At 72.1% G+C, this 12987-nt stretch carries 12 protein-coding genes; 11 read left to right on the top strand and 1 reads right to left on the bottom strand.

The window, feature by feature from the left end:
• Nucleotides 1-80: 80 nt before the first annotated feature.
• Nucleotides 81-989, bottom strand: coding sequence for a carbohydrate kinase (locus ABZ836_RS19420; protein WP_361143726.1), 909 nt, complete (start codon nt 987-989; stop codon nt 81-83).
• 112 nt (nt 990-1101) lie between these two features.
• On the opposite strand from ABZ836_RS19420, the gene ABZ836_RS19415 reads away from it, so the two are divergent.
• The 11 genes from ABZ836_RS19415 (at nt 1102) to pgi (ending at nt 12971) form a co-directional block, all read left to right on the top strand.
• Entirely contained in the window at nt 1102-1533 is a 432-nt protein-coding gene (locus ABZ836_RS19415; RefSeq protein WP_356131024.1) for a Rieske (2Fe-2S) protein, read from the top strand.
• A 26-nt stretch (nt 1534-1559) separates the two neighbouring features.
• Nucleotides 1560-3713 carry an excinuclease ABC subunit UvrC gene (uvrC, locus tag ABZ836_RS19410; RefSeq protein WP_361143723.1) on the top strand — a complete coding sequence of 718 codons (2154 nt, stop codon included), beginning with the start codon at nt 1560-1562 and terminating at the stop codon, nt 3711-3713.
• Entirely contained in the window at nt 3710-4666 is a 957-nt protein-coding gene (gene rapZ, locus ABZ836_RS19405; RefSeq protein WP_356131028.1) for an RNase adapter RapZ, read from the top strand. The genes uvrC and rapZ overlap by 4 nt, the downstream gene beginning before the upstream one ends.
• Entirely contained in the window at nt 4663-5751 is a 1089-nt protein-coding gene (yvcK, locus tag ABZ836_RS19400; RefSeq protein ID WP_356131030.1) for a uridine diphosphate-N-acetylglucosamine-binding protein YvcK, read from the top strand. Before rapZ ends, yvcK begins: the two co-directional genes overlap by 4 nt.
• Nucleotides 5742-6731 carry a DNA-binding protein WhiA gene (gene whiA, locus ABZ836_RS19395; protein WP_356131032.1) on the top strand — a complete coding sequence of 330 codons (990 nt, stop codon included), beginning with the start codon at nt 5742-5744 and terminating at the stop codon, nt 6729-6731. Before yvcK ends, whiA begins: the two co-directional genes overlap by 10 nt.
• Before the next feature lie 250 nt (nt 6732-6981).
• Nucleotides 6982-7989, top strand: coding sequence for a type I glyceraldehyde-3-phosphate dehydrogenase (gene gap, locus ABZ836_RS19390; RefSeq protein ID WP_356131034.1), 1008 nt, complete (start codon nt 6982-6984; stop codon nt 7987-7989).
• A 117-nt stretch (nt 7990-8106) separates the two neighbouring features.
• Entirely contained in the window at nt 8107-9318 is a 1212-nt protein-coding gene (locus ABZ836_RS19385) for a phosphoglycerate kinase (RefSeq protein ID WP_356131035.1), read from the top strand.
• 4 nt (nt 9319-9322) lie between these two features.
• Nucleotides 9323-10099: a triose-phosphate isomerase gene (gene tpiA, locus ABZ836_RS19380; RefSeq protein ID WP_361143718.1), complete on the top strand. Its 777-nt coding sequence runs from the start codon at nt 9323-9325 to the stop codon at nt 10097-10099.
• A gap of 177 nt (nt 10100-10276) precedes the next feature.
• Nucleotides 10277-10507, top strand: coding sequence for a preprotein translocase subunit SecG (gene secG / locus ABZ836_RS19375; protein WP_356131039.1), 231 nt, complete (start codon nt 10277-10279; stop codon nt 10505-10507).
• 268 nt (nt 10508-10775) lie between these two features.
• On the top strand, nt 10776-11111 hold the full coding sequence (locus ABZ836_RS19370) for an RNA polymerase-binding protein RbpA (RefSeq protein ID WP_003957010.1): 336 nt from the start codon (nt 10776-10778) through the stop codon (nt 11109-11111).
• A 207-nt stretch (nt 11112-11318) separates the two neighbouring features.
• On the top strand, nt 11319-12971 hold the full coding sequence (gene pgi, locus ABZ836_RS19365; protein WP_356131041.1) for a glucose-6-phosphate isomerase: 1653 nt from the start codon (nt 11319-11321) through the stop codon (nt 12969-12971).
• The last annotated feature ends 16 nt before the right edge of the window (nt 12972-12987 follow it).

Raw genomic sequence — 12987 nt, 5'->3', positions numbered from 1 at the left:
CCTGGCCGCCCTGCCCCGGCGTCCTGCCTCGCCGCCAGGACGGCGGTCACGAGGGACGCCGCGCCCGGGGGAGGGGAGGGTCAGAGGCCCAGCTCCGCGGCGGTGGGGGGCTGGGCGCCGGGGCGGGTGCAAGTGACGGCGGCGGCGCGGGTGGCGAGGCCGAGGAGGTCACGCCAGTCCTCGGTGTCCAGCGCGGCGAGATGCGCGGGCGTGAGCGCCCCCCGCCGGGTCAGCCCGTGCAGCAGCGCCGCCGTGACCGTGTCGCCCGCCCCGATGGTGTCGGCCACCGGCACCCGCGGCGCCGGCGCGGACAGCTCCAGCCCCTCCCGCGTCACCACCGTGAGCCCGGCCGCGCCCCGGGTGAGCACCACCGCCCCCGGCCCGGCCGCCGCCCACTCCCGCGGCGTGCCGCCCAGCCACCGCGCGTCCTCTTCGGACAGCTTGAGCAGCGACACCGAGCCGAGCCAGGACCGGAACCGCTCCCGGTAGGCACCGGGGGAGGGGATCAACCCGGGCCGGACATTGGGGTCCAGCACGGTGAACAGCCCCCGCGCCGCCGAGGCCCGCAGCAGCTCCTCGTAGGAGCTCGCCCCCGGCTCCAGGACCAGGGAGCAGGTGCCGAAGGACACCGCCCGCGTCCCCGCCGGCAGCGCCCGGGGCGCCTCGAACAGGCGGTCCGCGGTGCCCTCCACGTAGAACGCGTACGAGGCCGACCCGTCCTCGTCCAGCCGGGCCAGCGCCAGCGTGGTCGGTTCCGGCCCCCGCTGCACCGGCCCCGTGTCCACCCCCGAGGCCCGCAGCGCCTCCAGCAGCGCCTCCCCGTACCCGTCCGTGGAGATCCGCGAGCAGAACGCCACCCCGGCGCCCAGCCGGCCGAGCGCCACCGCCGTGTTGAACGGCCCCCCGCCCGGCACCGGCCGCAGCGGGGACAGCGGGCCCGACTCGTGGGGCACCAGGTCGATCAGGGCCTCACCGGCGACGACGATCACGGGCGGCTCCTTCGGCGGAGGGACACGGCAGGGACGGGCCCACGCTCGCACACCCGAGGGCCCCCGGTATCGTCGGGCGCGGCAGACTCCACGCCGACCACGGGAGCTTCGCATGTCCGGCAGTGACGACCTCCGCCGCCGCACCGTTCTGCGGGGCGCCGCGCTGACCCCCGTCGCGGGCCTCGCCCTCGCGGGCTGCGCCGGGGCCGAGGAGAGCCGCGACACCTCGGCCGCGACCCCCGGGACCGGCACGGAACTCGGGCCCGAGGGCGACGTGCCCGCCGGCTCGGTCAAGCTCTACGCGAAGCAGAAGGTCGTCGTCACCCGGACCGACGACGGGGCGCTCAAGGCGTGGAGCACGGTGTGCACCCACGCCGGCTGCGCGATGACCAGGCTGGAGAAGACCACCCTCACCTGCGCCTGCCACGGCAGCCGCTTCGACGCCGAAAGCGGTCAGGTGCTCAACCCGCCGGCGACGGTTCCGCTCACCGAAGTGCCCGTCGAGGTGCGGAACGGCAAGATCGTCACGGGCAAGGCGTCCTGACAGAGGCCCCCAGTAGGGTTGGGGGCATGGCCGACCCCTCCAGCTACCGCCCCCGTCCGGGGGAGATTCCGGACACCCCCGGGGTGTACCGCTTCCGCGACGAGCACCGCCGGGTGATCTACGTCGGCAAGGCGAAGAGCCTGCGCCAGCGGCTGGCCAGCTACTTCCAGGACCTCGCGAACCTGCACCCCCGGACCCGGAGCATGGTCACCACGGCCGCGTCCGTGGAGTGGACCGTGGTCTCCACCGAGGTGGAGGCCCTGCAGCTCGAGTACACCTGGATCAAGGAGTTCGACCCCCGGTTCAACGTCAAGTACCGCGACGACAAGAGCTACCCCTACCTCGCGGTGACGATGAACGAGGAGTTCCCGCGCGTCCAGGTGATGCGCGGGCAGAAGAAGAAGGGCGTGCGGTACTTCGGGCCGTACGGGCACGCCTGGGCGATCCGCGACACCGTCGACCTGATGCTGCGGGTCTTCCCGGTGCGCACCTGCTCGGCCGGCGTCTTCAAGAACGCCGCGCGCACCGGACGGCCCTGCCTGCTCGGCTACATCGACAAGTGCTCCGCGCCGTGCGTCGGCCGGATCTCGCCCGAGGACCACCGCGACCTCGCCGAGGAGTTCTGCGAGTTCGTGGGCGGCCGCACCGGCACCTACCTGCGCCGCCTCGAGCAGCAGATGGCGGACGCCGCCGAGGACATGGAGTACGAGCGCGCCGCCCGGCTGCGCGACGACATCGGCGCGCTCCGCAAGGCCATGGAGAAGAACGCGGTGGTGCTCGCCGACGCCACCGACGCCGACCTGGTGGCCGTCGCGGAGGACGAGCTGGAGGCGGCCGTCCAGATCTTCCACGTCCGCGGCGGCCGGATCCGCGGCCAGCGCGGATGGGTCACCGACAAGGTCGAGGCCGTGACCACCGGCGACCTGGTCGAGCACGCCCTGCAGCAGCTCTACGGCGAGGAGGCCGGCGACGCGGTTCCCCGGGAGGTCCTGGTCACCGCGCTGCCCGAGCCGCTGGAGCCGGTGCAGGACTGGCTCACCGGCCGGCGCGGCGCGCACGTCTCGCTGCGGGTGCCGCAGCGCGGCGACAAGAAGGCGCTGATGGAGACGGTGACGCGGAACGCCGGGCAGGCGCTCGCGCTGCACAAGACCAAGCGCGCCTCCGACCTGACCACCCGCTCCCGCGCCCTGGAGGAGATCGCCGAGGCGCTCGGCCTGGACAGCGCTCCGCTGCGCATCGAGTGCTACGACATCTCCCACCTCCAGGGTGAGGACGTGGTCGCGTCGATGGTCGTCTTCGAGGACGGACTCCAGCGCAAGAGCGAGTACCGGCGCTTCGAGATCAAGGGCTTCCAGGGGCAGGACGACGTCCGCTCCATGCACGAGGTGATCTTCCGGCGGTTCCGGCGCTACCTGGTCGAGAAGGAGCGCACCGGCGAGTGGGCCGACGGTGCCGTCGGCGGCGAGGTGACGGCCTCCGCCCTGGAGGAGGACGGGCGGCCTCGGCGCTTCGCCTACCCGCCGCAGCTGGTGGTCGTCGACGGCGGGCGCCCGCAGGTCGCCGCTGCGCGCCGGGCGCTGGACGAGCTGGGCATCGACGACGTCGCCGTGTGCGGGCTGGCCAAGCGGCTGGAGGAGGTCTGGGTCCCCGACGAGGAGGACCCACTGGTGCTGCCGCGCACCAGCGAGGGGCTGTACCTGCTGCAGCGGGTGCGCGACGAGGCGCACCGGTTCGCGATCACCTACCAGCGGGGCAAGCGGGCCAAGCGGCTGCGGTCCGGACCGCTGGACAGCGTCCCCGGCCTCGGGGAGACCCGCAAGCAGGCGCTGCTCAAGCACTTCGGGTCCGTGAAGCGGCTGCGGGCGGCCACGATCGACCAGATCCAGGAGGTCCCCGGGATAGGCCGCAAGACGGCGGAGACGGTCGCCGCGGTGCTCGCCGCCGCCGAGCCGGGCGGTCCCGCCGTCAACATGGCGACCGGGGAGATCCTCGACGACACGCCGCACGCACCGGCGCGGCCCGCAGAAGCGGCGCCGCCCGCGGACCCGGCCGGCGAGGCGCGGGATCACCCGGGCGGCCGAGGTGAAGGCTTGGCGGAGGACGCGGGCGGGAAGGCGCGCGGCGGGGACCCGGAAGGGGCCCCGGACAGCAAGGACGAGAGACGGGGGCAACACGCATGACGCAGCAACAGCCAGGGCAGACCGCCCGGACGGACGACGGAGCGGCCGAGGTGACGACGGCGGAGGAGACGCCCCAGGTGCCGGCCGAGCCGGCCACCCCGGAGCTGGTGATCATCTCCGGGATGTCCGGCGCGGGCCGGTCCACCGCGGCGAAGTGCCTGGAGGACCTCGGCTGGTTCGTCGTCGACAACCTGCCGCCCGCCCTGATCCCCACCATGGTGGAGCTGGGCGCCCGCAGCCAGGGCAACGTCGCGCGGATCGCCGTGGTCGTCGACGTCCGCGGGCGCCGCTTCTTCGACAACCTCCGCGAGTCCCTCGCCGAGCTGGACGCCCGCCAGGTCAAGCGGCGCTTCGTGTTCCTCGAGTCCTCCGACGACGCCCTGGTGCGCCGCTTCGAGTCGGTGCGCCGCCCGCACCCGCTGCAGGGCGACGGCCGCATCGTCGACGGCATCGCCGCCGAGCGCGAACTCCTGCGCGAGCTGCGCGGCGACGCCGACCTGGTGATCGACACCTCCGGCCTCAACGTGCACCAGCTCCGCGCCAAGATGGACGCCCAGTTCGCCGGCGACGAGGAGCCCGAGCTGCGGGCCACCGTGATGTCGTTCGGCTTCAAGTACGGCCTGCCCGTCGACGCCGACCTCGTCGTGGACATGCGCTTCCTGCCCAACCCGCACTGGGTGCCGGAGCTGCGCCCGTACACCGGCCTCAACGAGGAGGTGTCCTCCTACGTCTTCTCGCAGCCCGGCGCCAAGGAGTTCCTCGACCGGTACACCGAGCTGCTGCACATGATCGCGGCCGGCTACCGCCGCGAGGGCAAGCGGTACGTCACCGTGGCCGTCGGCTGCACCGGCGGCAAGCACCGCTCGGTCGCCATGTCCGAGAAGCTCGCCAAGCGCCTGGCCGCGGACGGGGTCGAGACGGTGGTCGTCCACCGGGACATGGGACGCGAATGAGACACCACACCCCGCGCCTCCGGGGCCTGCGCCGCACGGCCGCCCCCGCCTTCCGCCGGGAGGCCGGGACCGCCGTGCGCGCACCCGCCGAGGTCAGGGGAGCCCGCCCCCGCCGGCGCGGCGCCCAGCCCAAGGTGGTCGCCCTGGGCGGGGGCATGGGCCTGTCCGCCTCGCTGGCCGCGCTCCGCCGGATCACCGGCGACCTGACCGCCGTGGTCACCGTGGCCGACGACGGCGGTTCCAGCGGCCGGCTGCGCCAGGAACTGGGCGTGCTGCCGCCCGGCGACCTGCGCAAGGCGCTGGCCGCGCTGTGCGGGGACGACGACTGGGGCCAGACCTGGGCCCGGGTCATCCAGCACCGCTTCCAGACCGAGGGCGACCTGCACGGCCACGCCGTCGGCAACCTGCTGATCGTGGCCCTCTGGGAGCAGCTCGGCGACCACGTGCAGGCGCTCGACCTGGTGGGCCGGCTGCTCGGCGCGAACGGCCGGGTGCTGCCGATGTCCGCGGTGCCGCTGGAGCTCCAGGCCCTGGTGAGGGGCCACGACCCGGCGCGCCCGGACGACGTGGACACCGTCCGGGGGCAGGCCACGGTGGCGCTGACCCCCGGCGAGGTGCAGTCCGTGCACCTGGTCCCGCACGACCCGCCGGCCGTCCCGGAGGCCGTGGAGGCCGTGCTGGACGCCGACTGGGTGGTCCTCGGACCGGGCTCCTGGTTCTCGTCCGTGATCCCGCACCTTCTGGTCCCGGAACTCCTCGAGGCCCTGACGCAGACCCGCGCGCGCCGGGTGCTCTCGCTGAACCTCGCGCCCCAGCCGGGAGAAACCGAAGGCTTCTCCCCGCAGCGTCATGTGGAGGTTTTGGCACGACACGCCCCTAAACTCGCCCTGGACGTGGTGCTGGCCGACGAGGCCGCCGTGCCCGACAGCGAAGCGCTCGCCGCGGCCGCCAAGCGGGTCGGCGCGGCGGTCGAGCTGGCCCCCGTGGCCCGGACCGACGGAACCCCCCGGCACGATCCGGAGCTGTTGGCAGCCGCGTACGACCGTATTTTTCGGATGCATGGAAGGATCGGCCCATGGCGATGACGCCGGCTGTGAAGGACGAGATCTCACGGCTCCCCGTCACCCGGACGTGCTGCAGAAAGGCGGAGGTCTCCGCCCTGCTGCGGTTCGCCGGCGGCCTTCACCTGGTGAGCGGGCGCATCGTGATCGAGGCCGAGCTGGACACCGCCATGGCGGCCCGGCGCCTCAAGCGCGACATCCTGGAGATCTTCGGCCACAGTTCCGAACTGATCGTGATGGCTCCCGGCGGCCTGCGCCGCGGCTCGCGGTTCGTGGTGCGGGTGGTCGCGGGCGGTGACCAGCTCGCCCGGCAGACGGGACTGGTCGACGGCCGCGGCCGCCCGATCCGCGGACTTCCCCCGCAGGTCGTCTCCGGCGCCACCTGCGACGCCGAGGCGGCCTGGCGCGGCGCCTTCCTGGCGCACGGGTCGCTGACCGAGCCCGGCCGCTCCTCCTCGCTGGAGGTCACCTGCCCCGGTCCCGAGGCGGCCCTCGCCCTGGTGGGCGCGGCCCGGCGGCTGTCGATCGCGGCCAAGGCCCGCGAGGTCCGCGGCGTCGACCGGGTCGTCGTCCGTGACGGTGATGCCATCGGCGCGCTGTTGACGCGGCTGGGGGCGCACGAGTCGGTGCTCGCGTGGGAGGAGCGGCGGATGCGCCGCGAGGTCCGCGCCACCGCCAACCGGCTGGCCAACTTCGACGACGCCAACCTGCGCCGCTCGGCCCGCGCCGCGGTGGCCGCCGGGGCCCGGGTGCAGCGCGCCCTGGAGATCCTCGGCGAGGAGGTGCCCGAGCACCTCGCGGCGGCCGGACGGCTGCGCATGGAGCACAAGCAGGCCTCCCTGGAGGAGCTCGGCGCGCTCGCCGATCCGCCGCTCACCAAGGACGCGGTGGCCGGCCGGATCCGACGCCTGCTGGCGATGGCGGACAAGCGCGCTTCCGACCTCGGAATCCCTGGTACGGAGGCCGGTCTGTCCGAGGAACTGGCGGACAACCTCGCAGGCTGACGCGTGATCAAAGGCTGAACGGGGACGCGGATTCCGACCGCGTCCCCGTCGTCATGTGTGCGCCCGCCTGCACGGAAGAGCGTGTTCCGTCCGGCTACCGGTGGGTAAGGAGGTCGCTGCCGGGTATGGGCCATCTCAATGTCACTTCCGCGCCCTGCGAGCGGTAGGGTCGGAGGCGGTCGGGGACAACTCATACAGCTCGCCGGACGGTGTCTTTGCCGTACCGGCGCACCAACAAGGAGATGGGTTCGTGACGATCCGCGTAGGCATCAACGGCTTCGGCCGCATCGGTCGCAACTACTTCCGGGCTCTGCTCGACCAGGGTGCGGACGTCGAAGTCGTGGCTGTCAACGACCTTGGTGACACCGCGACCACCGCACACCTGCTCAAGTACGACACCGTCCTGGGCCGCCTGGCCGAGGAGGTCACCCACACCGAGGACTCGATCACCGTCGGCGGCAGGACCGTCAAGGTGCTCTCCGAGCGGAACCCGGCCGACATCCCCTGGGGCGAGCTCGGCGTCGACATCGTCATCGAGTCGACCGGCATCTTCACCAAGCGCGAGGCCGCCGCCCAGCACCTCGAGGGCGGCGCGAAGAAGGTGCTGATCTCCGCGCCCGCCAAGGGCGAGGACCTCACCGTGGTGATGGGCGTCAACGAGAACCAGTACGACCCGGCGAACCACCACGTCATCTCCAACGCCTCCTGCACCACCAACTGCGTGGCGCCGATGGCGAAGGTGCTCGACGAGAACTTCGGCATCGTCAAGGGCCTGATGACGACGGTCCACGCCTACACCAACGACCAGCGGATCCTGGACTTCCCGCACTCGGACCTGCGCCGGGCGCGCGCCGCGGCCGTCAACATCATCCCGACGACCACGGGCGCCGCCAAGGCCACCGCCCTGGTCCTCCCGCAGCTCAAGGGCAAGCTGGACGGCATCGCGATGCGCGTCCCGGTCCCCACCGGCTCGGTCACCGACCTGGTCGTGGAGCTCTCCCGCGAGACCACGAAGGAAGAGGTCAACGCGGTCTTCCAGAAGGCCGCCGAGGGTCCCCTCAAGGGCATCGTCGTCTACACCGAGGACCCGATCGTCTCCTCCGACATCGTCTCCCAGCCGGCCTCCTGCACCTTCGACTCCTCGCTGACCATGGTCCAGGAGGGCAAGTCCGTGAAGGTCATCGGCTGGTACGACAACGAGTGGGGCTACTCCCACCGCCTGGTCGACCTGACGGTCTTCGTGGGCAACCAGCTCTGAGTTCGAGCCGTAACGTATAGATCCACCGATGTGCGAGCAGGGCTTGGACGGCGCAGTGCGGCGCCGTCCGGGCCCTGCTCCACGTGCGATTCAGCTCAGTCACCGAGGAGTCCCTGTATGAAGACGATCGACGAACTGCTCGCCGAGGGAGTGAACGGCAGGCGCGTGTTCGTCCGTGCCGACCTCAACGTGCCGCTGGCGGAGGGCCGCATCACCGACGACGGCCGCATCCGGGCCGTGCTGCCGACCGTGAAGGCGCTCGCCGAGGCCGGCGCCAAGGTGGTCGTCGCCTCGCACCTGGGCCGTCCCAAGGGCGCCCCGGACCCCGCCTTCACACTGCGGCCCGCCGCCGAGCGGCTGGGCGAGCTGCTGGGTGCGCCGGTGGCCTTCGCCGAGGACACCGTCGGCCCGTCGGCACAGGCGGCCGTGGAAGGGCTGGGGGACGGCCAGGTCGCCGTGATCGAGAACCTGCGGTTCAACGCCGGCGAGACCTCGAAGGACGACGCCGAGCGCGGCGCCTTCGCCGACAGCCTGGCCGCCCTCGCGGACGTCTATGTCGGTGACGGCTTCGGCGCGGTCCACCGCAAGCACGCGTCGGTGTTCGACCTGCCGGCCCGCCTGCCGCACTACGCCGGCTACCTGATCGCCGCCGAGGTCGAGGTCCTCAAGAAGCTCACCGACGAGGTGGCCCGCCCCTACGCGGTGGTCCTCGGCGGCGCCAAGGTCTCCGACAAGCTGGCCGTGATCGACCGGCTGCTGGGGAAGGCCGACCGCATCCTGATCGGCGGCGGCATGGCCTTCACCTTCCTCAAGGCCAAGGGCTACGAGGTCGGCACCTCCCTCCTGCAGGAGGACCAGATCGCCACGGTCACCGAGTACATGGAGCGGGCCGAGAAGAGCGGCGTCGAGATCGTGCTGCCGGTCGACGCGCTCGTCACCCCTCAGTTCCCGGACCTGAGGACGAAGGCGCCCGCGAACCCGGACACCGTCGCCGCCGACGCCATGCCGGCCGACCAGGCGGGCATGGACATCGGCCCGCGCAGCGGCGAGCTCTACGCCGAGAAGCTGGCCGACGCCGCCACCGTGTTCTGGAACGGCCCCATGGGCGTCTTCGAGCACCCCGACTTCGCCCAGGGCACCCGGGCCGTCGCCCGGGCGCTGACCGAGTCCAAGGGCTTCACCGTGGTGGGCGGCGGAGACTCCGCCGCGGCGGTCCGTACGCTTGGCTTCGACGAGAACGCTTTCGGCCACATCTCGACCGGTGGCGGCGCCTCCCTCGAATACCTCGAGGGCAAGACGCTCCCCGGCCTCGCCGCACTGGAGGACTGACCCGATGACCACCCGCACGCCGCTGATGGCCGGCAACTGGAAGATGAACCTCAACCACCTCGAGGCCATCGCCCACGTCCAGAAGCTCGCCTTCGCCCTGGCGGAGAAGGACTACGAGGCCGTCGAGGTCGCCGTGCTGCCGCCCTTCACCGACCTGCGCTCCGTGCAGACGCTGGTCGACGGCGACAAGCTCAAGGTCAAGTACGGCGCCCAGGACATCTCCGCGCACGACTCCGGCGCCTACACCGGCGAGATCTCCGGCGCCATGCTCGCCAAGCTGAAGTGCTTTTTCGTGGCCGTCGGCCACTCCGAGCGCCGCCAGTACCACAACGAGACCGACGAGATCGTCAACGCCAAGGTCAAGGCCGCCTTCAAGCACGAGCTGACGCCGATCCTGTGCGTCGGCGAGGAGCTCGAGGTCCGCCAGGCCGGCCGGCACGTCGAGCACACCCTCGCGCAGGTCGAGGGCGGCCTCAAGGACGTCCCGGCCGAGCAGGCCGAGACCGTCGTCGTCGCCTACGAGCCGGTCTGGGCCATCGGCACCGGCCAGGTCTGCGGCGCCGACGACGCCCAGGAGGTCTGCGGGGCGATCCGCGGCAAGCTGGCCGAGCTGTACTCGCAGGACGTCGCCGACAAGATCCGCATCCAGTACGGCGGCTCCGTGAAGTCCGGCAACGTCGCCGAGATCATGGCGAAGCAGGACATCGACGGCGCCCTGGTCGGCGGCGCCTCGCTGGACGTCGACGAGTTCGTGAAGATCGTCCGGTTCCGCGACCAGTGACCGGCCGTGCCCGGTGGGTGATGCCTGCCGGGAGCGAGTAGGCGGCGGAGGCGATCCGTCGTACCCTTGCGGGGTCCGGTGTCCTGACCAGCGTGTCGCGTGCGGCGCGCGGGTCGCCAGGGGCGCCGGTGCCCCGTCGTCCCATCCGAATCCGAGGAAGTTGGTCCAGCCGTGGTTATGGGGTTCCAGATCGCCCTGATCGTCTTCAGCCTGCTGCTGATGCTGCTGGTGCTGATGCACAAGGGCAAGGGCGGCGGCCTCTCCGACATGTTCGGCGGCGGTATGCAGTCCTCCGTCGGCGGCTCCTCGGTCGCCGAGCGCAACCTGGACCGCATCACCGTGGTCGTCGGTGTCCTGTGGTTCGCCTGCATCGTGGTGCTCGGCATCCTGACGAAGGTCGGCAACTGACCGGAAATCGACGCTGATCGACCGTCGACGGCCGAAAGACACAGGCACGACGGCCACGATCCGGATCCACCCCGCGCGCAAGGCCCCATGACGGGTGCGCCTCCTGGGAGGCGGCCTATCATGGGGCCTGCGTCCGTTCGGGGGTCCGCAACTCCCGTCACTGGACGCGCGTTGGGCCTTACGTAGACTGACCGGGCCTACTGAGGGCGCTCGCGGCGAAGCGCTGCGCCGACCAGCTTCGCGGACCATCACGCAGGGAGTTACGACCGTGGCAAGTGGCAACGCGATCCGAGGAAGTCGGGTCGGGGCGGGGCCGATGGGCGAGGCCGAGCGCGGTGAGTCCGCGCCCCGGCTGCGCATCTCCTTCTGGTGCTCCAACGGGCACGAGACCCAGCCGAGTTTCGCGAGTGACGCGCAGGTCCCCGACACCTGGGACTGTCCGCGCTGCGGCTTCCCGGCCGGGCAGGACCGGGACAACCCGCCGGACCCGCCGCGCACCGAGCCCTACAAGACCCACCTCGCGTACGTGCGCGAGCGGCGCAGCGACGCCGACGGCGAGGCGATCCTCGCCGAGGCGCTGGCCAAGCTGCGCGGCGAGATCTGAGACGCCGTCAACGGCCGGACCCCGAACGGGCGTCCGGCCGTTCGGCGTGCCCGGGCACGCTCCCGGCCGCCGTGTCCGACGGGCCGCCGGACGCGATTTCGGCCTGTGGACAAACGCGCCATGTGGGGACTGATCAACTAGGTTGGCAGAGGCCGCACCACGGGTACGCGGCCCGCAGACCCGGCAGGACGAAAGAGGGCAGAGTCGATGAACGCAGAGAGCCGTCCGAGGCTCAACCGGCTGCCGGAGTGGAACGCTCTGGCCAAGCACCGCGAGGCGCTCGGCGAGGTGCGGCTGCGCGCACTGTTCGACGCGGAGCCCGAGCGCGGCACCGCCTTCACCCTGCGCGTGGGCGACCTCCACATCGACTACTCCAAGCACCTGGTCACCGACGAGACCCTGCGGCTGCTGCGGGACCTCGCGGCGGCCCGTGACGTCTTCGGCCTGCGCGACGCCATGTTCCGCGGCGAGAAGATCAACATCACCGAGGACCGGGCCGTCCTGCACACCGCGCTGCGCGCCCCGCGCGACGCCTCGATCGAGGTCGACGGCGCCAACGTGGTGCCCGCGGTGCACACCGTCCTGGAGAAGATGGCCGGCTTCGCCGAGCGGGTCCGCTCGGGCGGCTGGACCGGGCACACCGGCCGGCGCATCCGGAACGTCGTCAACATCGGCATCGGCGGCTCCGACCTCGGTCCCGCCATGGCCTACGAGGTGCTGCGCTCCTACACGGACCGCTCGCTGAGCTTCCGGTTCGTCTCCAACGTCGACGGCGCCGACCTCCACGAGGCGCTGCAGGGGCTGGACGCGGAGGAGACGCTGTTCATCGTCGCCTCCAAGACCTTCACCACGATCGAGACGGTCACCAACGCGACGTCGGCGCGCAGCTGGCTGCTGGAGCGGCTGGGCGCCGGCCAGGAGGCGGTGGCCAAGCACTTCGTGGCGCTGTCCACCAACGCCGGCAAGGTCGCCGAGTTCGGCATCGACACCGAGAACATGTTCGCGTTCTGGGACTGGGTCGGCGGCCGCTACTCCTACGACTCGGCGATCGGCCTGTCGCTGATGATCGCGATCGGCCCGGACCGCTTCCGCGAGATGCTGGACGGCTTCCGGCTGGTCGACGAGCACTTCCGCACCGCCCCGCCGGAGGCCAACGCCCCGCTCCTGCTGGGCCTGCTGGGCATCTGGTACAACAACTTCCACGACGCCCAGTCGCACGCGGTCCTGCCGTACAGCCACTACCTGTCCAAGTTCACGGCGTACCTGCAGCAGCTCGACATGGAGTCCAACGGCAAGTACGTGGCCCGGGACGGGCGGCCGGTGGAGTGGCAGACCGGGCCGGTGGTCTGGGGCACGCCCGGCACCAACGGGCAGCACGCCTACTACCAGCTGATCCACCAGGGCACCAAGCTGATCCCCGCCGACTTCATCGGCTTCGCCCGGCCGGTCGAGGGGCTCAGCCGCGAACTCGAGGCGCAGCACGACCTGTTGATGGCCAACTTCTTCGCGCAGACGCAGGCCCTGGCCTTCGGCAAGACGCCGGACGAGGTCCGCGCGGAGGGCGTCGCCGAGGAACTGGTGCCGCACCGGACGTTCCTGGGGAACCACCCGACCACCACGATCCTCGCGGAGTCGCTGACGCCGTCCGTGCTGGGGCAGCTGGTGGCGCTCTACGAGCACAAGGTGTTCGTGCAGGGCGCGGTGTGGGACATCGACTCCTTCGACCAGTGGGGCGTCGAGCTGGGCAAGGTCCTCGCCAAGCGGGTGGAGCCGGCGCTCACGGAGGGTGCGGACGTGCCGGGGCTGGACGGGTCCACCCGGGCGCTGGTCGCGCGGTACCGGGAGCTGCGGGGGCGCTGACCCCCGCCCCGCCGCC

It is taken from the genome of Streptomyces sp. NPDC047130 (genome assembly GCF_040643475.1).
Lineage (GTDB): Bacteria > Actinomycetota > Actinomycetes > Streptomycetales > Streptomycetaceae > Streptomyces.
The sequence above is the reverse complement of the archived record's forward strand: the minus strand, read 5'-3'. Positions and strand labels throughout refer to the sequence as shown.

Bases quoted from the DNA above. Each gene is read 5' to 3' on its own strand.
- rapZ (WP_356131028.1), top strand. From the start codon at position 3,710: ATGACGCAGCAACAGCCAGGGCAGACCGCCCGGACGGACGACGGAGCG.
- uvrC (WP_361143723.1), top strand. From the start codon at position 1,560: ATGGCCGACCCCTCCAGCTACCGCCCCCGTCCGGGGGAGATTCCGGAC.
- yvcK (WP_356131030.1), top strand. From the start codon at position 4,663: ATGAGACACCACACCCCGCGCCTCCGGGGCCTGCGCCGCACGGCCGCC.
- pgi (WP_356131041.1), top strand. From the start codon at position 11,319: ATGAACGCAGAGAGCCGTCCGAGGCTCAACCGGCTGCCGGAGTGGAAC.
- secG (WP_356131039.1), top strand. From the start codon at position 10,277: ATGGGGTTCCAGATCGCCCTGATCGTCTTCAGCCTGCTGCTGATGCTG.
- tpiA (WP_361143718.1), top strand. From the start codon at position 9,323: ATGACCACCCGCACGCCGCTGATGGCCGGCAACTGGAAGATGAACCTC.
- ABZ836_RS19385 (WP_356131035.1), top strand. From the start codon at position 8,107: ATGAAGACGATCGACGAACTGCTCGCCGAGGGAGTGAACGGCAGGCGC.
- whiA (WP_356131032.1), top strand. From the start codon at position 5,742: ATGGCGATGACGCCGGCTGTGAAGGACGAGATCTCACGGCTCCCCGTC.
- ABZ836_RS19415 (WP_356131024.1), top strand. From the start codon at position 1,102: ATGTCCGGCAGTGACGACCTCCGCCGCCGCACCGTTCTGCGGGGCGCC.